23 protein-coding genes are annotated in these 22,502 nt (G+C 70.1%); 13 read left to right on the top strand and 10 right to left on the bottom strand.

Annotated features, from left to right (window positions below; all coding sequences use genetic code 11):
- Nucleotides 1-56: 56 nt before the first annotated feature.
- Nucleotides 57-380 (top strand): RNA polymerase sigma factor region1.1 domain-containing protein, encoded by a 324-nt coding sequence (locus MFF06_RS18650; protein WP_238206727.1) that lies wholly within the window; start codon nucleotides 57-59, stop codon nucleotides 378-380.
- A gap of 104 nt (nucleotides 381-484) precedes the next feature.
- Nucleotides 485-1,867 carry a class II 3-deoxy-7-phosphoheptulonate synthase gene (locus MFF06_RS18645; RefSeq protein WP_238206725.1) on the top strand — a complete coding sequence of 461 codons (1,383 nt, stop codon included), beginning with the start codon at nucleotides 485-487 and terminating at the stop codon, nucleotides 1,865-1,867.
- Nucleotides 1,868-1,987: 120 nt separating this feature from the next.
- Here the strand turns inward: MFF06_RS18645 and MFF06_RS18640 are convergent, their stop codons facing one another.
- Entirely contained in the window at nucleotides 1,988-4,795 is a 2,808-nt protein-coding gene (locus MFF06_RS18640) for an EAL domain-containing protein (protein ID WP_370876579.1), read from the bottom strand.
- A gap of 199 nt (nucleotides 4,796-4,994) precedes the next feature.
- Between MFF06_RS18640 and MFF06_RS18635 the strand changes: the two genes are divergently transcribed.
- A complete protein-coding gene (locus MFF06_RS18635; protein ID WP_238206722.1) occupies nucleotides 4,995-5,372 on the top strand; it encodes a cupredoxin domain-containing protein in 378 nt (125 codons plus the stop codon).
- Between the two features lie 132 nt (nucleotides 5,373-5,504).
- Here MFF06_RS18635 and MFF06_RS18630 read toward each other — a convergent pair whose 3' ends face one another.
- Together MFF06_RS18630 and MFF06_RS18625 are read right to left on the bottom strand one after the other, a co-directional pair.
- A complete protein-coding gene (locus tag MFF06_RS18630; protein WP_238206720.1) occupies nucleotides 5,505-6,776 on the bottom strand; it encodes an efflux RND transporter periplasmic adaptor subunit in 1,272 nt (423 codons plus the stop codon).
- Nucleotides 6,777-6,818: 42 nt separating this feature from the next.
- On the bottom strand, nucleotides 6,819-7,547 hold the full coding sequence (locus tag MFF06_RS18625; RefSeq protein WP_238206718.1) for a sulfate transporter family protein: 729 nt from the start codon (nucleotides 7,545-7,547) through the stop codon (nucleotides 6,819-6,821).
- A 142-nt stretch (nucleotides 7,548-7,689) separates the two neighbouring features.
- Between MFF06_RS18625 and MFF06_RS18620 the strand changes: the two genes are divergently transcribed.
- Together MFF06_RS18620 and MFF06_RS18615 are read left to right on the top strand one after the other, a co-directional pair.
- A complete protein-coding gene (locus MFF06_RS18620) occupies nucleotides 7,690-9,033 on the top strand; it encodes a flavin monoamine oxidase family protein (protein ID WP_238206716.1) in 1,344 nt (447 codons plus the stop codon).
- Nucleotides 9,034-9,105: 72 nt separating this feature from the next.
- Nucleotides 9,106-9,726 carry a Crp/Fnr family transcriptional regulator gene (locus MFF06_RS18615; RefSeq protein WP_238206714.1) on the top strand — a complete coding sequence of 207 codons (621 nt, stop codon included), beginning with the start codon at nucleotides 9,106-9,108 and terminating at the stop codon, nucleotides 9,724-9,726.
- Nucleotides 9,727-9,785: 59 nt separating this feature from the next.
- On the opposite strand, the gene MFF06_RS18610 is transcribed toward MFF06_RS18615, so the two are convergent.
- Nucleotides 9,786-10,784 (bottom strand): 2-hydroxyacid dehydrogenase, encoded by a 999-nt coding sequence (locus MFF06_RS18610; RefSeq protein ID WP_238206713.1) that lies wholly within the window; start codon nucleotides 10,782-10,784, stop codon nucleotides 9,786-9,788.
- Nucleotides 10,785-10,996: 212 nt separating this feature from the next.
- Between MFF06_RS18610 and MFF06_RS18605 the strand changes: the two genes are divergently transcribed.
- Nucleotides 10,997-11,533, top strand: a complete 537-nt coding sequence (locus MFF06_RS18605; protein WP_370876590.1) for an SH3 domain-containing protein — start codon at nucleotides 10,997-10,999, stop codon at nucleotides 11,531-11,533.
- A 232-nt stretch (nucleotides 11,534-11,765) separates the two neighbouring features.
- Here MFF06_RS18605 and irr read toward each other — a convergent pair whose 3' ends face one another.
- Nucleotides 11,766-12,284, bottom strand: a complete 519-nt coding sequence (gene irr, locus MFF06_RS18600; protein WP_283207293.1) for a Fur family transcriptional regulator Irr — start codon at nucleotides 12,282-12,284, stop codon at nucleotides 11,766-11,768.
- A 209-nt stretch (nucleotides 12,285-12,493) separates the two neighbouring features.
- Here irr and fabA point away from each other — a divergent pair, with 209 nt between their 5' ends.
- The 3 genes from fabA to fabI all read left to right on the top strand — a co-directional run bounded on the left by fabA (nucleotide 12,494) and on the right by fabI (nucleotide 15,418).
- On the top strand, nucleotides 12,494-13,033 hold the full coding sequence (fabA, locus tag MFF06_RS18595; RefSeq protein WP_238206711.1) for a 3-hydroxyacyl-[acyl-carrier-protein] dehydratase FabA: 540 nt from the start codon (nucleotides 12,494-12,496) through the stop codon (nucleotides 13,031-13,033).
- A 185-nt stretch (nucleotides 13,034-13,218) separates the two neighbouring features.
- The gene (fabB, locus tag MFF06_RS18590; protein ID WP_238206709.1) at nucleotides 13,219-14,445 is read left to right on the top strand and encodes a beta-ketoacyl-ACP synthase I; all 1,227 of its coding nucleotides are present in this window, start codon (nucleotides 13,219-13,221) and stop codon (nucleotides 14,443-14,445) included.
- Nucleotides 14,446-14,587: 142 nt separating this feature from the next.
- On the top strand, nucleotides 14,588-15,418 hold the full coding sequence (gene fabI, locus MFF06_RS18585; RefSeq protein ID WP_238206707.1) for an enoyl-ACP reductase FabI: 831 nt from the start codon (nucleotides 14,588-14,590) through the stop codon (nucleotides 15,416-15,418).
- A 10-nt stretch (nucleotides 15,419-15,428) separates the two neighbouring features.
- Here fabI and MFF06_RS18580 read toward each other — a convergent pair whose 3' ends face one another.
- Complete coding sequence (locus MFF06_RS18580; protein WP_238206705.1) at nucleotides 15,429-15,716, bottom strand: hypothetical protein; 288 nt, start codon at nucleotides 15,714-15,716, stop codon at nucleotides 15,429-15,431.
- A gap of 123 nt (nucleotides 15,717-15,839) precedes the next feature.
- Between MFF06_RS18580 and MFF06_RS18575 the strand changes: the two genes are divergently transcribed.
- Complete coding sequence (locus MFF06_RS18575) at nucleotides 15,840-16,079, top strand: DUF2188 domain-containing protein (RefSeq protein ID WP_238206703.1); 240 nt, start codon at nucleotides 15,840-15,842, stop codon at nucleotides 16,077-16,079.
- Nucleotides 16,080-16,092: 13 nt separating this feature from the next.
- On the opposite strand, the gene MFF06_RS18570 is transcribed toward MFF06_RS18575, so the two are convergent.
- Together MFF06_RS18570 and MFF06_RS18565 are read right to left on the bottom strand one after the other, a co-directional pair.
- Nucleotides 16,093-16,452, bottom strand: coding sequence for a DUF427 domain-containing protein (locus tag MFF06_RS18570; RefSeq protein WP_238206701.1), 360 nt, complete (start codon nucleotides 16,450-16,452; stop codon nucleotides 16,093-16,095).
- Nucleotides 16,452-17,348 carry a methyltransferase domain-containing protein gene (locus MFF06_RS18565; protein ID WP_238206699.1) on the bottom strand — a complete coding sequence of 299 codons (897 nt, stop codon included), beginning with the start codon at nucleotides 17,346-17,348 and terminating at the stop codon, nucleotides 16,452-16,454. Before MFF06_RS18565 ends, MFF06_RS18570 begins: the two co-directional genes overlap by 1 nt.
- 147 nt (nucleotides 17,349-17,495) lie before the next feature.
- Here MFF06_RS18565 and MFF06_RS18560 point away from each other — a divergent pair, with 147 nt between their 5' ends.
- Together MFF06_RS18560 and MFF06_RS18555 are read left to right on the top strand one after the other, a co-directional pair.
- Nucleotides 17,496-17,732, top strand: coding sequence for a hypothetical protein (locus MFF06_RS18560; protein ID WP_238206697.1), 237 nt, complete (start codon nucleotides 17,496-17,498; stop codon nucleotides 17,730-17,732).
- Nucleotides 17,733-17,800: 68 nt separating this feature from the next.
- Nucleotides 17,801-18,547, top strand: coding sequence for a ComF family protein (locus MFF06_RS18555; RefSeq protein ID WP_370876589.1), 747 nt, complete (start codon nucleotides 17,801-17,803; stop codon nucleotides 18,545-18,547).
- Nucleotides 18,548-18,627: 80 nt separating this feature from the next.
- Here the strand turns inward: MFF06_RS18555 and MFF06_RS18550 are convergent, their stop codons facing one another.
- Nucleotides 18,628-19,233, bottom strand: a complete 606-nt coding sequence (locus MFF06_RS18550; protein WP_238206693.1) for a GNAT family N-acetyltransferase — start codon at nucleotides 19,231-19,233, stop codon at nucleotides 18,628-18,630.
- A 308-nt stretch (nucleotides 19,234-19,541) separates the two neighbouring features.
- Here MFF06_RS18550 and zapE point away from each other — a divergent pair, with 308 nt between their 5' ends.
- Nucleotides 19,542-20,732, top strand: a complete 1,191-nt coding sequence (gene zapE, locus MFF06_RS18545) for a cell division protein ZapE (RefSeq protein WP_238206791.1) — start codon at nucleotides 19,542-19,544, stop codon at nucleotides 20,730-20,732.
- Nucleotides 20,733-20,923: 191 nt separating this feature from the next.
- Here zapE and ubiB read toward each other — a convergent pair whose 3' ends face one another.
- On the bottom strand, nucleotides 20,924-22,486 hold the full coding sequence (ubiB, locus tag MFF06_RS18540; protein WP_238206691.1) for a 2-polyprenylphenol 6-hydroxylase: 1,563 nt from the start codon (nucleotides 22,484-22,486) through the stop codon (nucleotides 20,924-20,926).
- Nucleotides 22,487-22,502 lie beyond the last annotated feature (16 nt).

The following is a 22,502-nucleotide window of genomic DNA, read 5'->3' as shown; positions in this document are numbered from 1 at the left end:
GCGACGAACGCTCGTCCGGGCCTCGACGGCGTGCACCTCAGAGCCATATCACGGCGATGGGCAAGCAAGGCTCGGGCAACGGAAAGCGGGACGACGCGCATGCGCGTCGGCAGGCCATCATCGATGGTTTGCTGGCCGACGCCCTGCGTCCGGCCTTCACCTATCGGCTGCCGAGCCAGGAATCGCTCCCGGCCGACATCCGCAAGGCGATCGACCGGCTGCTCGCCAAGGCCGAGGCGCAGCGCAGCCGCTGCCTGACCTACGACGACCTGGAGGAGGCGCTGCCGCCCCGGGACGTCTCGGCGGAGGATCTGGAGGCGATCTTCTGGATCCTCGCCGAGCACGGCATCGAAGTCGAGGACGGCGAGCCGGGCGACTGACGCTCCGTTCCCGCGCCCCCTCGCGATCCGCGAAAGACTTCTCTATAAGCGCCCATCCGCGTGTAGGGCGCGGCCGCACGGAAGGAAGTGCGTGGAGAGGTATGATGGGCGAGCGCTGGACACCGACGACGTGGCGAAATCTGCCGATCCAGCAGGTTCCGGCCTATCCGGACGCCGCCGCCCTGGCTGCCGTCGAGACGCAGATCGCGAGCTTTCCACCGCTGGTTTTTGCCGGTGAGGCGCGCAAGCTGAAGTCGGCCCTTGCCCGGGTTTCGACCGGTGAGGCGTTCCTCCTCCAGGGCGGCGACTGCGCCGAAAGCTTCGACGAGCACTCGGCCGACAATATCCGCGACTTCTTCCGCGTCTTCCTGCAGATGGCGATGGTGCTCACCTTCGCGGGCGGCTCGCCCGTGGTGAAGGTCGGCCGCATCGCCGGGCAGTTCGCCAAGCCGCGCTCCTCCCCGAACGAGACGCAGGACGGCGTGTCGCTCCCGAGCTACCGGGGCGACATCGTCAACGGTCTGGCCTTCTCGGAGGAGGCCCGCGTGCCCGATCCCCGTCGCCAGCTCGAGGCGTACCGCCAGTCCGCGGCGACGCTGAACCTGCTGCGCGCCTTCGCCACCGGCGGGTACGCGAACCTCGAGAACGCGCACCGCTGGATGCTGGGCTTCGTGAAGGACTCGCCGCAATCCTCGCGCTACCAGGATGTCGCCTCGCGCATGACCGACGCGCTCGGCTTCATGCGGGCCATCGGCATCAACCCGGAGACGCACCAGGAGGTGCGGACCACCGATTTCTACACCAGCCACGAGGCGCTGCTGCTCGGCTACGAGCAGGCCCTGACCCGCGTCGATTCGACGAGCGGTGACTGGTACGCCACCTCGGGCCACATGCTCTGGATCGGCGACCGCACCCGCCAGCCGGACCATGCCCACGTGGAATACGCCCGCGGCATCAAGAACCCCATCGGCCTGAAGTGCGGCCCCTCCATGACGGGGGAGGGGCTCATCAAGCTCATCGATCTGCTCAACCCGGAGAACGAGGCCGGCCGCCTCAGCCTGATCTGCCGCTTCGGGGCCGACAAGGTGGGCGACCACCTGCCGAACCTCGTCCGGGCCGTTGAGCGCGAGGGCCGGTCCGTCGTGTGGGTCTGCGACCCGATGCACGGCAACACCATCTCGGCGGGCGGCTACAAGACGCGACCCTTCGACCGGGTGATGCACGAGATCGAGAGCTTCTTCGCCGTCCACCGGGCGGAGGGCACGATCGCCGGCGGCATCCACTTGGAAATGACCGGCAAGGACGTCACCGAGTGCACGGGCGGCGCCCGCGCGCTCACCGCCGACGACCTGAGCGACCGCTACCACACCTATTGCGACCCGCGCCTCAACGCGGAGCAGGCGCTGGAAGTGGCGTTCCGCACGGCGGAGCTGGTCAAGCGCGAGCGGGCCGAGATCGAAACGCCGCGCCTCGACGCGGCGGAGTAAGCCGCTCTCCCCGTCGTTGCAGGCGGGGCGAAGCCATCGAGGGCAGCGGGACGCGTCCAACCGTGTCGCTGCCCGTGTGGCTCGCGGATGCGCGCAACGACGGCGGGGGCAAGAGACGCCCTAAGCGATCGCCCGCGAGGCACCGTTCCAGCGGGCGATGAGACCCGCCACCTGGCCGATCGGCACCGGGCGGCTGAACAGGTAGCCCTGTACCTCGTCGCACCCTTCGGCCCGCAGGCGGAGGAGTTGCGCCTCGGTCTCGACGCCCTCGGCGGTGGTGGTCATCCCGAGGCTCGCCCCCAGGCCGATCACCGCCCGGACGATGAAGTCCGTGCCGTCCTCCTCGCAGAGGTCGCGGACGAAGGACTGGTCGATCTTGATCTTGTCGAAGGGGAAGCTGCGCAGGTAGCTCAGCGACGAGTAGCCGGTTCCGAAATCGTCCATCGAGACGCGCACGCCCAGGCCCTTGAGGCTGTGCAGGATCGCCGTCGTGACGCCGGGATTGGCGACGAGGACCGATTCGGTGATCTCGAGTTCGAGGCGCCGTCCCGGTAGGCCGGTGGAGCGCAGGGCCTCGCGCACCGCCGTCACGAGGCTCGCGGAAGTGAACTGCACCGCCGAGACGTTCACGGCGATCTTGAGCCCGTCGGGCCAGCGTACGGCGTCGGCGCAGGCGCGGGCCAGCACCCACTCGCCCAGCGGCACGATCAGGCCCATCTCCTCGGCGATGGGGATGAACTCGGCCGGGGAGATGAAGCCCCGCTCCGGGTGGTTCCAGCGCAGCAGCGCCTCGAACCCGCAGACCCGCTCGGCGGCGAGGCTGTAGATCGGCTGGTAGTAGACCTCGAAGGACTCGTCGGCGACCGCTTGGCGAAGGTCGCGCTCCAGCAGGCGGCGGGCCTGGAGGCGGGCATCCATTTCCGCCTCGAAGAAGCGGAAGGCGCCCCGCGCCTCGGCCTTGGCCCGGGCGAGGGCGACGTCGGCGTTCTTGATGAGCTTTTCCGAGGAGGTTCCGTCGCCGGGCGCGACGGTCACGCCCACGGTCACGCCGACGCTGACCGTATGGCCGGACAGCACGTAGGGCGACTTGATCACGTCGATGATCCGGCGGGCGAGGACGGCGGCTTCCTCCGGCCGATCGACGGCGCGCTGGACGACGACGAACTCGTCGGCGCCGATGCGGGCGACGCAATCGATCTCGCGGATGCAGGCGCTCAGCCGGTTCGCCACCGCCACGAGGAGTTCGTCGCCGACGCCGTGGCCGAGGGTGTCGTTCACCGGGCGGAAATCGTCGAGGTCGATGGCCATCACCGCGAAGCCCTGGTCGCGCCCGGTCTGGCTGACGGAGGCGGCGATGTGCTGTTCCAGCGCGGCGCGGTTCGGCAGGCCCGTGAGCACGTCATGGTGGGCGAGGAAGGCGATGCGCGCCTCGGCCCGGCGCCGCTCCGTCACGTCCTCGTAGGTGGCGACGAAGCCGCCGCCGGCCGTGTTGCGCCGCTCCACGGCGATGATCTTGCCGTTGGCCAGTTCCTGGACGATCGGCCGTCCGGGCTGTCCGAAGAACGCCTCGCCGTCCCGCCGCAGCATGTCCGCCTCGTCCCGGCCCAGGGCCAGGCTGATCTGGAGGACCTGGGCGGCGGTCATGCCGGGCACGACCGCGTTGGGGTGGAGATCGTAGATCTGCGCGTAGCGGCGGTTCACCACCATGAGGCGGCCGTCCGCATCGTACAGGCAAAGGCCCTGGGACATGTTATCGAGGGCCGCGTCGAGGCGCAGGTTGGTCTGGCGGAGCTGCGCCTCCTGTCCCTTCACCATGCTGATGTCGCTGCACACGGCGACGAGCCCGCCATCCGAGGTGGCGCTCCGGCTCACCCGCAGCCAGCGGCCGTCGGGCTGGAGGAACTCGCCGTCCCGGGCCAGGGCCGCGAGGCAGCGGGCATGGGCGTCGGGGCCCTCGAACAGCTGCATCGCCCTCGTGTTGGCGAAGGCGATCTGCCCGGCGGGGTCGAGGACGATGATGCCCTCGCGGGAGCTTTGCAGCGCGTCCGCGAGCAATTGTTCGGCGGATTGGCGTTGGCGCACCTCCCGCTCCATCATGGCGCGGATGTTGTCGCGCATCACCGCCATGGACCGGAGCAGGCTCCCGAGCTCGTCGCGGCCACCCGTGGGGATCATGTCGTCGAGGCGCCCGCCGGCGATCCGCTCCGCCGCCGCCGAGGCGGCCGCCAGGGGACCGCGGATGCGGCGGTGGAGCAGCCACGCGATGAGCGCGGACCCGGCGATCGCCAGGGCAGCCACGGCGATGTTGAAGCGCAGCTCGCTCGCCACGGCGGAGCGTGCCGCCTGGCGGAAGGTGAAGCCGTCGCCCGCCGTGTAGTTCACCAGCAGATCGAGCTGGGCATCGACCAAATCGGCCTGGTGGTCGAGGGCGTCCCAGCGCTCCGGGCGGACGGTGGCGATATCGCCGAAGCTGCGCCGCATCTCGTCCCAGGCCGCGACGCCGGACTGCACGGCGCCGGCGGCCCGCAGGGCCCGATCGGATTGCGAGCGCTCGACGGCGATGGTCAGGTCCTCGGCCAGCGTCGTGTTCAGGTCCGCGATCTGCGCGTCGAGCTTGGCGGCGATCGTGTGGTCCTTGGTGAGGCCGTGACGGGCGAAGGCCGAGCGCATCTTCGCGAAGTCCGCGGCGGCGGCGCGGGCGTAGTTGATGGACATCAACGACTGGTCGTAGGTGCGCCCGACGAGATCGCCGACATGGTCGATGGCGATGACGGCGTAGGCGCTGAGGCCCCCGGTCAGCAGGCTCATGGCCAGGAACGCGACGAGGATGCGTCCGCGCACGGTCGAAACCCAGTCGGTCAGCGAGCCCGTCGCCGAACGTCCGGTGCGCCATTGTTTCGTCGGAACTGCCGCATCGGTGAGTTGCATTGGACCGGGTCGCCGCGCCTTCCGTAACTGCGACCTTGGGTCAGACATCTTAAATTGTGATTAGCTGAGCCTTATGATCATTCGTGATTTTTATGGGCCGCAACATGGACGTGTCCGCTCGCTGCGCATTTTTTCGAGTGTCTGAAAATCTTTTCTCAAAGATTGTCGAGTTAGGAAGTCGAGGCATCGAGAGCTTCGCATGTTTTCTTTCGAGACCGTTTCGAACCATAGGTCGTCCTACGTGCTCGCGGCGACGACATTAGCCTCCCTCGTCCTAGGGATGGGCAGCGGCGTCGTCGTGGTGGGGGGGCTTCAGGCGGCCGGCACCATCGTCTCCCAGAAGGGACGGACCTTTCTTCCCGACACCCTTACCCTGACGAAGGGCGAGGTCGTGACCATCGTGAACGACGACAGCGACCTGCTGCATCACGCCTACGTCGATTCGCCGAACTTCAGCTTCGATTCGGGGGACCAGGAGCCGGGAAGCCGGACGCCGATCACCTTCAGCGAGAAGGGCGTGTTCCAAGTGCTCTGCGGCATCCATCCGAAGATGAAGCTCGTCGTCCGGGTGAACTGAAACGCCGAGCCGGGCCGCGAGGGCTCAGGCGCACGCGCGTCCTCCATGCGAGGGGGCACGAGGCGACCGTCCTGCATCGGTTCCCGCCAGCGTCATTGCGAGCGGAGCGATCCGCGTCCGACCGTCTCCGCCTCAGCGCTCGGCCGAGCGCATCGGCTGGCTCGGCCCCCTGTCGTCGGGATCGACGGGCTGGTCTTCCTTGAGGTCGGGGGAGGGGCCGAACAGCACCTTCGTGTCGGGATCGAGCCCGTCCTCCAGTTCGAGGACGCGGCCGAAATCCCGCCGGACCTTGATCGGCCGCCATGTGATGTGCCGGTTCTCCTTGAGGACCGCCACGCGCATCTCGCCCCTGTGGAACACGATCGCCTCGGCCGGAACGGTCACGCCCGGCCGCTCCCGCGGGATCTTCAGCGTGACGTCGGTGTGCAGTCCGGCCCGGAGGACGCCGTCGGGATTGGGGACATCGACCTCCGTGGTCAGGGTCCGCGACGGCGTCTGCAAGGCGCTCGAACTGCGCTGGACCGATCCGGCGAAGGTCCGTCCCGGGAGCTGCGGGACCCGGATCTGCGCCTCGAGCCCCGGCATCACGCCCCGCGTCAGATTCTGCGGCACGTTGACGATGATGCGGAGCGTGCTGTCCTGATCGATGTTGAGGAGCGCCGTGCCGCCGTTGTCTGCGCGGACGAGATCGCCCACATCGACGGTGCGCGTGGTCACCACGCCGTCGAAGGGCGCAACGACGCGCTCGAAGGCGGTGAGGGCCTTCAGCCGGGCAACGGCGGCCTCCTGCGCCTTGATGTTGGCGGCGGCGACCTTCACCCCGGCCTCCGCCGCCGCGAGCGTCGCCGCCTGCGAGAGAAGCCCGGCCTGCGAGGTGTCGGCGTTCTGGCGCGAGGCCCAGCCCTGGTCTGCCAGCGTCGTGGTGCGGTTGTTGGTCAGGTTGGCGAGCGTCACGTTCGCCTTGGCCTGCTCCACCTGCGCCTGCGCCTGCAGCGCCTGCGCCTGGAATTGCCCGAGCTGGGCCTGCGCCTGGACGAGCTGCTGGTCGAGGTCGGGGGCGGCGATTCGCAGGAGCAGATCCCCCGCCTTCACCCGGGAGCCGATATCGACGTGCCGCTCCGCGATGTAGCCCGTCGCCCGCGCCGCGATGGCGGCGGTGAGAAAGGGGCTGGTCTCCCCCGGCAGGGTGAGGTCGACGGGACCATCGACCCGCTCGGCGGAGACGGTCCGCACGCGGGGGACGAGGTTGCGGATCGCGTCGAGGGTCACGGTCGCCTCGCGGTCGCGCTGCCAGTGGCCGTAGGCGCCCCACCCGATCAGGGCCGCCCCAACCAGCAGCACCAGCACGTAGGGGGTCTTGCCGGGCGGCGGCGGAATGTCCTTCCCGTCCTCGCGAGCATTCATGACCGGTCCGCTCCGCGCCGGCCGACGTCCGACCGTCGGACTCTAGCGCGGCGGAAGGGGAGGAGCCAGGGTGCCCGGTTGCCGCAATTGCGGGCGGCGGCCCGACAGGCGCTTGTGCAGATGCACCATCAGGGCGATGCCGAAGAGCGGCGTGACGAGGTTGACCACGGGCACCACCATCAGGCCGGCGAGGAGGCAGCCCGCGAGCAGCGTCCGGGCGGCGTGGGAGCGCCGCATCTCCGCCGCCTCCGGCAGGGGCCGGAAGCGGGCGGCAGCCATCTCGAAATACTCCCGCGAGAGGAGGTAGGCGTTGGCCCCGAAGAAGGCCGCGACCCCGACGAGGGGGATGAAGAAGATCGCCAGGGCGACGAGGTTCACGAGCAGCGTCAGGCCCGCAAACCGGACCGCGTAGACCATCGCGAGGCCGTAGGGCATGGCCTGCCCCGGCGGGTCCGCGGGAAAATCCGTCCGCTCGACGATCTCGGCGGCATAGTCGAGGAAGAATCCCGCCACGAGGATCGAGATCGCCGGCATGAGGTAGGCGAGGGCGACGAACAGCCCGAAGCCCGCCAGATAATACGCGACGGTGTCGAGGATCGGATACTGCGCCGAGATGTGGTGGCTCGTCTGGAACCATTGGATGAGCCGTGTGAGCCCGAACCACGCGAACAGGAGGATCCCGAGGGTGAGCCCGAGGGATTTCCAGAGGATGCCCCGCAGTGCGGGCGACAGCGTGTGCCGCAGGGCGGCGGCGGCGGATTCGTAGAGCATCGCGCGCGGGTTCCGGGTCAGGTCGGTGCGGCAGGGTTGTGGGAATGCGGCGGGCCGGGCGCAAGGGTTTCTTCGGCTCGATGCCCCCTCACGGCAATCGGTCGCCTGGGACGGGACGAGGGATGGAGCGACACTGGGCGCCATGAGGACAGGCACGACACCGAGACCGGCGGCGGGACGCCTCGACGCGCCGCGCCCCCCCGACTTCCGGCCCGCCCTGGCGCCGCTGCCGGAGGCGCCGGACGTGGTGGTGATCGGCGCGGGCGCGGCGGGCATCGCGGCGGCGCGGACCCTGACGGATGACGGCCTCGCCGTGGCGGTGCTGGAGGCGAGGGACCGGGTGGGCGGCCGGGCCGTCACGGTGTCGCTGCGCGGCCACCCGATCGATCTCGGCGCGCACTGGCTCCACGCCGGGCCGATCAACCCCCTCGTCGCCCTCGGCCGGGAGCGCGGCGAGCGCCTGTTCCGCGCGCCCCAGGACGGCCATGCCTGGGTCGGCGGACGTCCCGCCCCGGCGCGGGAGGCGCGGGCGAGCGATCGCGCCTTCGCCCTGGCCGACCACGCCATGACCGGCGGTGCCGGCCGGGGCGGCGGGGACCGCGCCGCCGCCACGGCTCTGCCCGTCGCGCCGGGGCCCTGGGGAAAGCGAGTGGCGCAGGTCCACGGCCTCGTCTCGGGCCGTCCCCTTGAGGAGGTTTCGCTCCACGATTTCCCGAGCATGGAATACGGCGACAACTCCTTCATCGCCGGCGGCTACGGCAACTACCTCGCCCGCTTGGCCACCGGGCTTCCGATCCGGCTTTCGGCCCCGGTCCGGCAGATCGACTGGCGGGGGGAGGGCGTCATCGTCGAGACGGTGGCGGGCCAGCGCATCGCGGCCGCCGCCGCCGTGGTGACTGTGCCGGTGATGGTCCTGCGCGAGGGCCCCACCTTCTCGCCGCCGCTGCCGAACGCCATTCGTGCGGCGATCGACGGCTTCACCACCGGGATCTACGAGCACGCGGTACTGCACTGGCCGTCGAGCCCCTTCACCGGGCGGGATCGCCTGGCCGGGTTCCACGGCGGGCGCCGGGCGCCGCCGGGCCTGTTGACGCGGATCGAGGGGACGCCCTTCCACTTCTACGAACTCGATTCCCGCGAGGCCGAGGCGATCGACGCCGCCGGGGGCGGCTCGGATGCGGTGAGGCGGCACGTGCGCGCGGTGCTGGCCGAGCAGGTCGGCCGTGACCGGCTGCGCGACCTCGCGATCCCGCTGGTCAGCGCGTGGCGGCACGATCCCTTCGCCAGGGGCTCCTGGGCGGTTGTGCCGCCGGGCCACGCCCCCGCCCGCGCCACCCTCAGGGACGGCGTCGGCGGGCGGATCTGGTTCGCGGGAGAGGCCCTGTCGCGGGAGCAGTGGGGGACCGTGGGCGGTGCTTACGAGCAGGGCGTGCGCGCCGCGCGGGACCTTTGCCGGACGATCCGCGCGGGTCGTCCCGCCCGCTGACGACCGCCACCGGCTTGCCGCGCGCAGCGCAGGAGGGCATCCCCGGCGCGAAGGTGGTTTCACGGGACGGCGATGAACTGGATCGAAGGCATCGGCTACCTGGGCACGGCGCTCACGATCTCGGCCTCCGCGATGAGCACGATGATCCCACTGCGGATCATCTCGCTCTGCGCGAGTCTGGTCGTGGTGACCTATGGCGTTCTCATCGGCAGCATGCCGGTGGTGCTCACCGAGTGCATCCAGATCCCCTTCAACGCCTACCGCCTGTGGGAGATGATTCGCCTCGTGCGCGACACGGAGAAGGCGGCCTCGGGCGACCTCTCCCTCGAATGGCTCTCGTCCTTCGGGACGCGGCGGCGGTTCGGCACCGGGGAGATCATCTTCCGCAAGGGCCAGCCGGCGGGGGAGATGTACTATGTGGAAAGCGGCGTCTTCTCGATCCCCGAGGTCGGGATCACGCTCCGCCGGGGCGGCATCGTCGGCGAACTCGGCCTGCTGTCGCCGGGCAACAAGCGCACCGCCTCCCTCGTCTGCCTGGAGGCGGGGAGGGCGCTCTGCGTCTCCTATTCGGAGGTCAAGCAGCTCTACTACCAGAACCCGGAATTCGGGTTCTACTTTCTGAAACTGACGAGCGAGCGCCTGTTCCAGACCGCGAAGGCCGGCGAGCCCCTCACGGCCGGGGACGCGCTGTAGCGAGGAGGCGCCACCGCGTCGCCCTCACGGCGGGCGACAGGAGGCGCGCCGCCCCGGCCTCAGAGCATGCTGGGCAGGATCCGGTCCGGCGGGCGGTGGCCGTCCATGAAGGTGCGGATGTTGATGATCACCTTCTCGCCCATGTCGACGCGACTCTCGAAGGTGGCCGAGCCCATGTGAGGCAGCAGGACCACCTTGCCCTGGCGGGCGAGCTTCACGAGGCGCGGGCTCACGGCGGGCTCCTGCTCGAACACATCGAGGCCGGCGGCCGAGATCTCGCCCGATTCGATGAGGCGGGCCAGGGCGCTCTCGTCGATCACCTCGCCGCGGGCGGTGTTCACGACGATAGCCTCCGGCTTCAGGAGCTTGAGGCGGCGGGCGGACAGGAGATGGTAGGTCGCCGGCGTGTGGGGGCAGTTCACCGAGACGATGTCGACGCGGGCGAGCATCTGGTCGAGGGATTCCCAGTAGGTCGCGTCGAGGGCGCCCTCGATCGCGGCCGGGACCCGGCGCCGGTTGTGATAGTGGACCTGCAGGCCGAAGGCGCGGGCGCGCTTGGCGAGCGCCTGGCCGATCCGGCCCATACCGACGATGCCGAGGCGCTTGCCGGTGATGCGGCGGCCGAGCATCCAGGTCGGCGACCAGCCGGTGGTCCAGTCGTCGTCGGGGATGATCCGGGCGCCCTCGGCCACGCGCCGGGCGACGGCCAGGATCAGGCCCATGGTCATATCGGCGGTGTCCTCGGTGAGGACGCCGGGGGTATTGGTGACGGTGATGCCGCGCTCCAGCGCGACGCCGACATCGATGTGATCGACGCCGTTGCCGAAATTCGCGATCAGGCGAAGGTTCGGGCCGGCCTGCGCCAGCAACCCGGAATCGATCTTGTCCGTCACGGTGGGCACCAGCACGTCCGCCTCGCGCAGGGCGGAGGCCAAGGCGTCACCGGACAGGGGGGTGTCGCTGTCGTTCAGGCGAACGTCGAACAGCTCGCGCATCCGCGTTTCCACGGCATCCGGCAGACGCCGTGTCACCACCACGAGCGGCTTGCGCTTCGACACGTCTCACTCCCCCCGGGGCCCTCTGGCCGCAAGAAACCGTTAACGGAGTTTCGCCACACAGACCGGACGGACCGGGCCGTGCGTCTCCCTGAGGTCTGTCTATCAGAGGCCCGGCGGAACACAATCGGAGGCCGGACCGGCATCCGACGGCACGCCTGCGAAGCGGGACTGGAAACACGATGCGCCAACATGGACCGATTGCGGCGGCGGCCATGATGATCGGCGCGGTGATGGCCTCGACGGCCCCCGGTGCCGTGTCCGCCGCCTCGGCCCAGGAGAGCGGCGTCGGCCCGGTCACGAAGTTGCCGCTGCCGCGCTACGCCAGCCTCAAGACGGATCGCGTGAACCTGCGGGAGGGCCCCTCCAAGGATCATCGCACCCTGTGGGTGTTCCAGCGCGCGGGATTGCCCGTGGAGATCGTCGGCGAATTCGAGACTTGGCGGCGGATCCGCGATTCCGAGGGAACCGAGGGTTGGGTGCTCCACTCCCTCCTCTCGGGCCGCCGGACGGCGATCGTCAATGCGGGGCCGGAGAAGAACGGCATCAAGCCGGATGTGCCCCTGCGGTCCTCGCCCGACGATACCTCCGCCGACGAGGCCCGTCTCCAGACGGGGGTGATCGGCAGCGTCAAGAAATGCACCGGCGGCTGGTGCCGCCTCATCGTCTCCCTGCCGAGCAAGCGCGACGTGGACGGCTACATCCGGCAGAACCGGCTGTGGGGCGTATATCCGAACGAGACGGTGGATTAGCACGCGGTACGGAGCAGAGACTGGCTCAACCCGCCCGCGCACTCCGTCATTGCGAGCGAAAGCGAAGCAATCCAGGGAAGCGGGACTTCTCAAGACGTGGCGCCGCCCTGGATTGCGTCGCTGCGCTCGCAATGACGACCGGGTCTGAGCAAGAAACAAAAAACCCGCCGGGACGCCCTTGAGCGTTCCGGCGGGCCTTAAATCTGCGAGCCCGGATCTGAAAGAGCGCGCTTCAGCCCTGCTGGCGGCGACCGGCGGGGCGGCGGCGGCGCAGGCGGACGATCACCTCCACGCCCGCGATCTCCATGCCTTCGGGGGCCTCGGGCAGCGAATCGACTGTGATGCCGCAATCCGGCATGTCGATCACCGCGCCCTCTTCCTCCAGGTAGAAGTGGTGGTGCTCGGACGGGTTGGTGTCGAAGTAAGCCTTCGACCCGTCCAAGGCGAGCTGACGCAGCAGGCCCGCCTCGGTGAACTGGTGGAGGGTGTTGTAGACAGTGGCCAAGGACACCGGCACCTTGGCCCGCATCGCCTCGTCGTAGAGCATTTCCGCCGTCAGGTGACGGTCGCCCCGGCCGAAGAGCAGCCAGCCGAGCGACAGGCGCTGGCGGGTCGGCCGGAGTCCGGCGCGGCGCAGGCGCTCGCGCAGGTCCGAGAGCGGGCAACCACGGCGGCCGGCCGCGGTGGCGTCCACGGACAGGGTCGGCATGCGACCGCTGAGGACCGCCTGAAGGGGCACCATCTCGGACATATCGGTGGGTACGCTCGACAAAATGGCGAAGGGAACCATGAGTATATGGAAGGTGGCCCCGGGTCGCAACCCGCCGGGCTCCCCCTTCGGCGGCGCCCCACCGCAGACTGCCGCTTTGATCGAGCCGCCGCCCGTGTTAACCCCCCGGCCGGACACGTCGTCGGTGGTCGGCGGCGGGTCGCCCTTCTTGTGGAATCCTCTGCGCCTTCATGCCGCCTGACGCCGATACCGCGCAATCGCCGGCCCCGAACCGCCGGTCGAGCTACTCCTACGAGGATCTGCTGGCCTGCGGGCGCGGGGAGTTGTTCGGCGCCGGCAACGCGCAGTTGCCGCTGCCGCCCATGCTGATGTTCGATCGCATCACGTCGATCGGCCAGGAGGGCGGCGCCCACGGCAAGGGCCATGTGCTCGCCGAGTTCGACATTCGGCCGGACCTCTGGTTCTTCCCCTGCCATTTTCAGGGCGATCCGGTGATGCCGGGATGCCTCGGGCTCGATGCCCTTTGGCAGCTCGTAGGCTTCCACCTTGGCTGGCTCGGGGCTCCCGGACGGGGCCGGGCGCTCGGTGTCGGCGAGGTCAAGTTCGCGGAGCAGGTGCTGCCCACCACCAAGAAGGTCGTCTACGGCATCGACATCAAGCGCGTCCGCCAGGGCCGCCTCGTGCTCGGGATCGCCGATGGCTGGCTTGAGGCGGACGGCAACCGGATCTACGAGGCGAGCGATCTGCGCGTCGCCCTGTTCCAATCCTGATTTCGCGGATCCATCCGCCGGGTTCGAGTGAGCCGGAGGCGGGTCCGGCGCTGTATCCAGGCCCGGAAACGGGCCCTTTCAAGCAACGTCTCCCGTTTCCGGCTGTTGTGATTGGACCAGCTACCCCTTAGCTGACCGCAACGCGGCCCGGGCGACCGAGGCCGTGACGGAGGTTTGGTCGTTCCATGCGCCGCGTCGTCATCACGGGGATGGGCATCGTCTCGTCCATCGGCAACAACACCCAAGAGGTGCTGGCCTCCCTGCGCGAGGCCCGCTCCGGCATCTCCCATTCCGCCCCCTTCGCCGAGCACGGGTTCCGCTGCCAGGTGCAGGGCGCGCCGAGCCTCGACCCCGAGACGGTGGTTGATCGCCGCGCCATGCGCTTCCACGGCGGCGGCACCGCCTGGAATCAGGTTGCGATGGAGCAGGCGATCCGGGATGCCGGGCTCGAGGAGGGCGACGTCTCGAACGAGCGCACCGGCATCATCATGGGTTCCGGCGGTCCCTCGACCCACGCCATCGTCGAGGCGGCGGACATCGCCCGCAGCAAGGGCCCGAAGCGGGTCGGCCCCTTCGCGGTGCCTAAGGCCATGTCCTCCACCGCCTCGGCGACCCTGGCGACGTGGTTCAAGATCAAGGGCGTGAACTATTCGATCTCGTCCGCCTGCGCGACGTCGAACCACTGCATCGGCAACGCTGCCGAGATTATCCAGGGCGGCCGCCAGGACATCATCTTCGCGGGCGGCTGCGAGGAACTGGATTGGACGCTGTCCGTCCTGTTCGACGCCATGGGCGCCATGTCCTCGAAGTACAACGACACGCCCGCCCGGGCCTCGCGGGCCTACGACAAGGGCCGTGACGGCTTCGTCATCGCGGGCGGCGCGGGCGTCCTGGTGCTGGAGGAATACGAGCATGCCAAGGCGCGCGGCGCGCGGATCTACGGCGAGATCGCCGGTTATGGCGCCACCTCGGACGGCTACGATATGGTCGCCCCGTCGGGCGAGGGCGCCATCCGCTGCATGCGGCAGGCGATCGCCGGCCTGAAGGGCGCGCGGATCGACTACATCAATCCGCACGCCACCTCGACGCCGGTCGGCGACGACAAGGAGATCGAGGCGATCCGCGAGGTCTTCGGGACGGGCGAGAACTGCCCGCCCATCGCGGCCACGAAGTCGCTCACCGGCCACTCGCTGGGCGCCACAGGCGTGCAGGAGGCGATCTACTCGCTGCTGATGATGAACAACGGCTTCATCTGCGAGAGCGCCCACATCGACGAGATCGATCCGGCCTTCGCCGACATGCCGATCCTTCGCGCGCGCCGCGACGGCGCCAAGCTCGGGCATGTGCTCTCGAATTCCTTCGGCTTCGGCGGGACGAACGCGACGCTGGTGCTGAAACACATCGACGCCTGACGCGGCGCTGAGGGGGCCCGCGGCTCAGGACACGATCGAAGGCCGACCCGGCACTGTCCGCATCGCCGGGCCGGCCTGCGCTTCACCCGCCACACGGACCCGCCCCGTCGGGGGCGGCGCCCCTTCGAGAAGACAGTTACGCATGACAGGATTGATGGCGGGCCGGCGCGGCCTGATCATGGGCGTCGCCAATGATCACTCGATCGCCTGGGGCATCGCCAAGACGCTCCACGCCCACGGCGCCCAGCTCGCCTTCACCTACCAGGGGGAGGCCCTCGGCCGCCGGGTGACGCCGCTCGCCGCCAAGCTCGATTCGGACGTGGTGCTGCCGTGCGACGTGGAGGATCTCGCCTCCGTCGATGCGGCCTTCGCCGCCCTGGACGAGCGCTTCGACGGCACCCTCGATTTCGTGGTCCACGCCATCGGCTTCTCCGACAAGGCGCAGCTGAAGGGCCGCTACGTCGATGTCACCACCCGCGAGAATTTCTCGCGGACCATGACGATCTCGTGCTTCTCCTTCACCGAGATCGCACAGCGCGCCGCCAAGCGCATGAAGGCGGGCGGCTCCCTGCTGACCCTTACCTATGGCGGCTCGACGCGGGTGATGCCGAACTACAACGTCATGGGCGTCGCCAAGGCGGCGCTGGAAGCCTCGGTCCGCTACCTCGCGTCGGATCTGGGGCCGGACGGCATCCGGGTGAATGCCCTCTCCGCCGGGCCGATGCGCACGCTGGCCGGGGCGGGGATCGCTGACGCGCGGTTGATGTTCAACCACCAGCGCGCCCACGCTCCCCTCCGGCGCACGGTCTCCATGGAGGATGTGGGGGGCTCGGCCCTCTACCTGCTCTCGCCTCTCTCCGGCGGCGTGACAGGCGAGGTCCATTTCGTCGATTCGGGCTACAACATCATCTCGATGCCGCGGCCCGACGTCCTGCAGGCGCAGGACGAGGCGGGCGTCGTCGGCGACGCCTGACGGCGGCCGGTCACTCCTCCGGGATCCGGCCGGGCGGCACCGGTCCCGCCTCGGCATCCCGCCGCGAACGCCGGACGGCGCGGGCATCCCGCGCGGCCCGCGCCTCGGCGGGCGAGGGTGGCGCGGACGGGTAGTTCGACGCGAAGGGGTTGGCCGGCGTCGCCCCCGGCGTGCCGCCGAGCAGCCGGTCGAGGAAGCCTTCCCCGGCGCGGGCACCGGACGCCGCCGAGATCGCCAGGGCGCAGGCGAGGGCGGGCAGGCCGAGAACGGTCAGGCGGAGGCGGAGGCGCGGCGTCATCGTGGCCCTCATGGAACGGTGCCCACGGCTCTGGCCGGTCATTCGGGCGGATCGGAGGCCACGGAACCGCCGAGCGGCGCCGGGGGTTCGCGCTCGACAGGATCGGCACGAACCGGAGTCCCCATGACGGAAGTCACCTACCACATCGTCGAGCATGACGGCGGCTACGCCTACAAGGTCGGCGACGTCTTCTCCGAGACTTTCCCGGACCGCGAGTCGGCGCTTCAGGCGGCCCAGGCCGCGGCGGCGGAACAGCAGGTCCCCGGCTCCACCGAGGGCATCCGCTACCAGGATCAGGCCGGGCAGTGGCACGACGAGACCGCGCAGGGCAACGACCGCCCCGTGGCGAAGGTCGAGGAATAGGCCGGACGGCGGCTCAGGTCGTCTCGATGGCGTCGACGCGGTTCGGATAGAAGGCGACATGCCCCGCGATCGCAGCGAGCGCGGGGAAGGGCGTCTCGTAGCTCCACACTGCGTCGGCCCGGCGCGTGTCGCCGACCACGAGATCGAAATACCGGGCATCGCCCTTGTAGGGGCAATGCGTGCGGGTCGCGGACGGCACGTAGAGGTCGGCGGCGATATCGTCGCGGGGAATGTAGAAGACCGGCGGGTAGTTGGCCTCCTCGACGCGGAGCGCCCGCTCGGTGTCCGCCACCACCGACCCGGCGAGCATCACGCGGACGCGTCCCGCCTGGGGCAGGACCGCGATGGGATGGTTGGCATCCGACGTCTTCATCAGGTGTCTCCCGCGACCGGAGGGTCGCCTTTGAGTTCGACGGTTCCGAGGGCGTCGGCGAGGCGCGCCGTGGCGCTGCCCGGCTTCAGCGGCTTTTGCTGGCTCTCATGGGGCGCCCAGCCCGAGAGCCACAGGATCTCGAAGGTGGCGCGGATGCGCCCGTCCGCGTCGGCGAAGCGCTCCCGATAGATCTGAGCCGCCCGCAGCAGGGTCGCCCGCCCGGTGGGGCGGCGGCGGCGGTCGTGGAGGGGATTCGTCATCCCCATGGCGCGCAGGTCGCGCATCAGGGCGAAGGCATCGGGATAGCGGACCGTCAGGCTGTCCGAATCGGCCACCGGCAGGGCGAAACCCGCGCGCTGGAGCAGGCCGCCCGCCTCGCGGATCGCGGCGAAGGGCGCGACCCGGGGACTGACGCCGCCCGTGGTCTCGCTCTCGGCCTGGGTGAGGCACTGGCGCAGTTCGGTGAGCGTCGCCCCCCCGAGGAGGCAGGCCACGAACAGCCCGTCCGGCCGCAGGGACCGGCGGATCTGCACCAGCGTTCCGGGGAGATCGTTCACCGCCTGGAGGGCGAGGAGGGACACCGCGAGGTCGAGGGAGGCCGGCGCGAGGGGCAGCGCCTCGGGATCGCCCACGACGGTTCCCGCCACCACCTCGGGAAGCAGGGCAAGGCGCAGATGCCGGGCCTGCGGGTAGCGCTCGGTCAGCACGGCGGCGGCGGACCGTCCGGGCGTCGCGAGGTCGAGCACGGTCTTGAACTCCCGCAGCACGGTGGCAAGGCGATCATCGAGATCCTCGGCCATCCGCCCCACGAGGAAATCCGCGTAGCCGCCCGTCACCGCCCGCCGGAGGCGACGGCGAAGAAGAGCTGTGTCGAACAGGGGCGAGGGCGTACTCATCGCTGCCTCAGATGGCGTAGGATACGCGCCGTTGCCACCCATCGCGAATGTGATCGCCCCAGGGAGAACGCTGTCGGAACCGTATCCTGGGGTCGCCGTTCCTGCCGCGACAGTCGCTCGACCACCGCGACAGATGGGAGATCACACATGAAGCGCATGATCCTCGGCACCGCCTTCGCCCTGGCCGCCCTCTCCGTTTCCGGCGCCGCCGAGGCGAAGGGCTGCATCAAGGGCGCGATCGTCGGCGGCATCGCCGGCCACTACGCGGGCCACGGCATCGCGGGTGCAGCGGCCGGCTGCGCCATCGGTCGCGCCCGCGCCAACGCGAAGGATCGCGCGGCCGCGCAGCAGCAGCAGGGCGTTCGCCCTGTCATGGCGCGCTAACCGCCTTCGGCGACATCGGGGACGGCGCGTCGCGCGCCGTCCCACCCTTGAGCCGCCGGGCCGCCCGCCTGGCCGCCGGGGCCCTGTCCACCGCTCTCACCCGCACCCTCGCGCTCATCTACCCGCCATCCTGCGCAGCGTGCGGTACCGCTACGGCGGATCCGGGTGCCTTCTGCCCCTCGTGCTGGTCCGGCCTGAGGCTCATCGAGGAGCCCCGGTGCGACCGCCTCGGCATCCCCTTCGCCGTCGATCTCGGCATCGGCCAGCTGGTCTCGCCTCTGGCTTTCGCGGCCCCGCCCGTCTTTGCCCGCGCCCGCGCCGCCGTGCTCTACGACGACGTCGCCCGGCGCCTCGTGCATCGCCTGAAATACGAGGATCGCCTCGACCTCGCCAAGCCGATGGCCCGCATGATGGCCGGGGCAGGCGGCGCCCTGATCGCCGAGTCGGATTGCGTGGTCCCGGTGCCCCTTCACCGATGGCGGCTGTGGCGGCGGCGGTTCAACCAAGCCGCCCTGCTCGCCCGTCCCATCGCCGAGGGCGCGGGCCTTCCGCTGGCACCGACGGCGCTGGCGCGTGTCCGCGCCACGCGGACCCAGGTCGGATTGAGCCGGGCGGCGCGGGCCGAGAACCTCGCCGGAGCCTTCCGCGTCCCGCCGTCGGCCCGGCACCTCATCGCGGGGCGCCGAATCCTCCTGATCGACGATGTGATGACGACGCGCTCGACGGCCAATGCGGCTTCACGGGCACTGATACGGGGCGGCGCTGCCTCGGTGAACGTCCTTACCTTCGCGCTGGTCGGCGATCCGATCGGCTGAAGCGCCGGCCGTCGTCGAAGCCGTCGGCAAGGCAGCGGCTCAAGGCGGCGGGGTGCAAGCGTGTGTCCGTTGGCGAATGGTCAGGCCGCGTCGCGGCCGTCCGCGGCATCCGCCGTCCGCTGGGTCACCGACAGGGTGAAATCGAAGGCTTCGGCGATGCTCTCGTACCAGAGCGTCATGGGCGTCGCCCGATCGAGGTGGAGGGCGCCGTCCGCCTCCAGCCCGTCGCGGCTCACCGCCGCCCCCTGACGGGCGGCCAGCCGGATCATCGGTCCGTTGCGGGCGAAGCAGCGGACGTGGAGATCGCTGACGCCGCGGTTGCGCGCGGCCTGGGTGATTCGGGCAAAGAGGGCGGCGCCCAATCCCCGCCGCCGGAACTCGCGCTCCACGGCGAAGGCCGCTTCCGCCTGGGGACCGAGATAGTAGCTGGACCGGCCGCCGCCGCCGGGACGCAACTCGCCGAGCCCCCGAAGGGTGCCGTCGAGGAACGCACCGTACATGACGCCGCGGGCCGTCATGGCTTGCTCGGCATAGGCGAGCAGGCCGGTCTCGCTCACTTGGCCCATGAAGCGGTTGGCCCGCGTCTCGGCGTCGAGGCGGCGAAAGTAGTCGAGGATGGCCTGCCGGTCGCTCGGCCAAAGGCGGCGTACGAGGGGCAGTGATTCGCTTGGTCGAGGATCGGCCATGAAGGTCTCCGGTCGTCCGGCGCTGACCGCGCCTCAATGATCCGGACGTCCCTCCCGAGGACCGTGGCCATATGGCATGGGACCGTTCATTGTGCAATGCAGCGAGACGGGTGGCAGCCCTGCGGATGCACTGGGAACTTCCGCGACATCACCGCCCGTTTGCCTCCGGACGGGGGTCGCCACGGCTTGATTCGGCACCCCACCGCAGCGCACAGACGCGGGCATGAGCCTTCGGTTTCGGGGCAGAGGGGCAGGGGATCGGTGGCGTGAGTGAGACATCCGGGGGTGCGCGGGGCCCCTCCGCAGAGGTGCGCGGCAGCGCGGCCCCGCCCGGCCCGGTCCACGAGCGGTACGAGGCATTGGTGGCCTCCGGCGCCATCGAGCGAGATCCGGCACAGGTGGCGGCCCTGCGCGCCCTGGACGGGATCGTCCAGGAATTGAGCCGCCGGAAGCGCGCGAGCAAGAGCAGCGCGCTGGGCTGGCTCTTCAAGAAGAAGGACCAGCCTGAACCGGTCCGCGGCCTGTATCTCTGGGGTTCGGTCGGGCGCGGCAAGACCATGCTGATGGACCTCTTCCACGAGGCCGCGCCGGGGCCGAAGCGCCGGGTCCACTTCCACGGCTTTCTCGCGGACGCCCACGAGCGCATCCATGCCTACCGGCAGGCGCTGAAGCGCGGCGAGGTGAAGGGGGACGATCCGATCGGCCCCGTCGCCGACCAGCTGGCCGACGAGGCCACGCTGCTCTGCTTCGACGAGTTCACCGTCACCGACATCGCCGACGCGATGATCCTTGGGCGGCTGTTCTCCCATCTCTTCCGCCGGGGCGTCACGGTGGTGGCGACCTCGAACGTCGAGCCGGACCGGCTCTACGAGGGCGGCCTCAACCGGGCGCTGTTCCTGCCGTTCATCGAGACGCTGCAGGAGCGGGTGGCGGTCCTGCGCCTCGATTCCCGCACCGATTTCCGCCTGGAGAAACTCGGCGGCGCGTCGGTGTGGCATGTCCCGGCGGACGGGACCGCCCGTGCCGCCCTCGATACGGCGTTCAAGGGTCTCACCGGTCGCGCCAGGGGGCAACCGGCGACGCTCACCGTGCATGGGCGGGAGCTGAAGGTGCCCGAGGCGGCGGGCGGCGTCGCGCGCTTCGGGTTCGACGACCTGTGCCGCCAGCCCCTGGGGGCGTCGGACTACATGGCCGTCGCCCGCGCCTACCACACGGTCCTCCTCGATGGCATTCCGGTGATCGGGGAGGCCGAGCGCAACGAGGCGAAGCGGTTCATCACGCTGATCGACACGCTCTACGACCGCAACGTGAAGCTCGTCGCTTCGGCGGCGGCCGAGGCGCAGGACCTTTACACGGCCACGGAGGGGCGGGAGGCCTTCGAGTTCGACCGCACGGTCTCGCGGCTCATCGAGATGCGCTCCACGGAGTACATCGGCAAGCCGCATGGGCGGGGCCATTCCGAGGCGAGCGGGGCGAGCACCGGGCTGGCGGAGACGTGAGAGCCTGACCGGAATTCGGCCGTTCTCCCCATCGCTGTCCTCGTCCTGAGGCGCCGGAGCGCAGCGGAGGTTTCCGAGGAGACGTCCAGACGGCGCCGCGCTCCCTGGATGCCTCCTTCGAGGCGGCTTCGCCGGACCTCAGGATGAGGACGATGGAGTGGACAACGGGGTGTCCGGTCAGGCTCTCAGTCTCACAACCCCCTGAACGCGATCGTCAACGCCCCGATGGCGATGCCCCACAGGGCGAGGGTCGACCAGACCGCGCGGATGCGCTCGTTGCGGGCAAAGCGTTCCAGCCGCTTGGCGTCGCCGGTGCCCGCCTCGTCCACGCGGATCAGCACGCGCTTGAGGCGCACGGCGAGGTCGGGAATGTCGCCCACCACGTTCGAGACGACGCGCAACGCCTCGGCGCCGCTCTGCAGGCGCCCCACCGGCCCGAGATTGTGGGTGATCCAGGTGCGGACCACCGGCTCGGCCGAGGTCCACATGTCGAGCTTCGGATCGAGTGAGCGCGCCACGCCCTCCACCACCACCATGGTCTTCTGGAGCATCACCAGTTCGGTGCGGGTGCTCATGTCGAACAGGGCGGTGATGTCGAAGAGCAGGGTGAGCACCTTGGCCATCGAGATCTCGTCGGCCGAACGCTGGTGGATCGGCTCGCCGATGGCGCGGATCGCCTGGGCGAAGTCGTCGACGGAATGGTGCGGCGGCACGTAGCCGGCCTCGAAATGCACCTTGGCCACCCGCCGGTAGTCGCGGGTGATGAAGCCGAGAAGGATCTCCGCCAGGAAGCGCCGCTCGTTCGGCCCGAGGCGGCCCATGATGCCGAAATCCACCGCGACGAGGCGCCCCTGCGCGTCCACGAACAGGTTCCCCTGGTGCATGTCGGCGTGGAAGAAGCCGTCGCGGATGGCCTGCCGCAGAAAGCTCTGGATCACCGTCCGGCCCACGGAGCGCGGATCGTGTCCGGCGGCCACGATGGCCGCGGGACCGTGCAGCTTCGTCCCATCGATCCACTCGGAGGAGAGCACGTCGCGGGCGGTCAGCTCCCATTCCGGGCGCGGCACCCGGAAATCCTCGTCGTGCTTGGTGTTCTCGGCGAGTTCGGAGGCGGCGGCGGCTTCCAGCCGAAAGTCCATCTCCATCATCACGGAGCGGGCCAGGATCTCCACCACTTCCCGGGGCCGCAGGCGCTCGGCCTCGGGCGAGAGGGCGTGGACCACGCGGGCCACGAAGCGCATCACCTCCAGGTCGCGCTTGAAGCCCTCCCGGACGCCCGGCCGCATCACCTTCACGGCGAGCGTACGGCGGGTGCCGTCCGCGTCCTCCACCTCAGCCTTGTGAACCTGGGCGATGGAGGCGGCGGCGATCGGCTCGCTGAAGGAGACGAAGATCCGCCCGATGGGCCTGCCGAAGGCCGCCTCCACCACGCGCACGGCGGTGGCCTGCGGGAAGGGCGGCACCCGGTCCTGCAACTGTTCCAGATCGACGGCCGCCGCCATGCCGACGATATCCGGCCGGGTGGCCAGGAACTGGCCGAACTTCACGTAGGACGGGCCGAGCCGCGTCATCGCCGCCGAGAGGCGGGCGGCGCCATCTTTCAAGCCGGGACGCTCGATGGACCGGCCGAGACGCAGGGCGAGCTTCAGGTGCGGGGGCAGTTCCGACGGGTCGGCGAAAGCCAGCGCGCCCTCGCGGGCCAGCACGAAGCCGACGCGGACACCGCGGAACAGGTTGATGAAGGCACCGATCACGGGCGCACCGACCGTT

Origin of the sequence: Methylobacterium aerolatum (assembly GCF_022179085.1) — a bacterium.
GTDB lineage: Bacteria > Pseudomonadota > Alphaproteobacteria > Rhizobiales > Beijerinckiaceae > Methylobacterium > Methylobacterium aerolatum.
The sequence above is the reverse complement of the archived record's forward strand: the minus strand, read 5'-3'. Positions and strand labels throughout refer to the sequence as shown.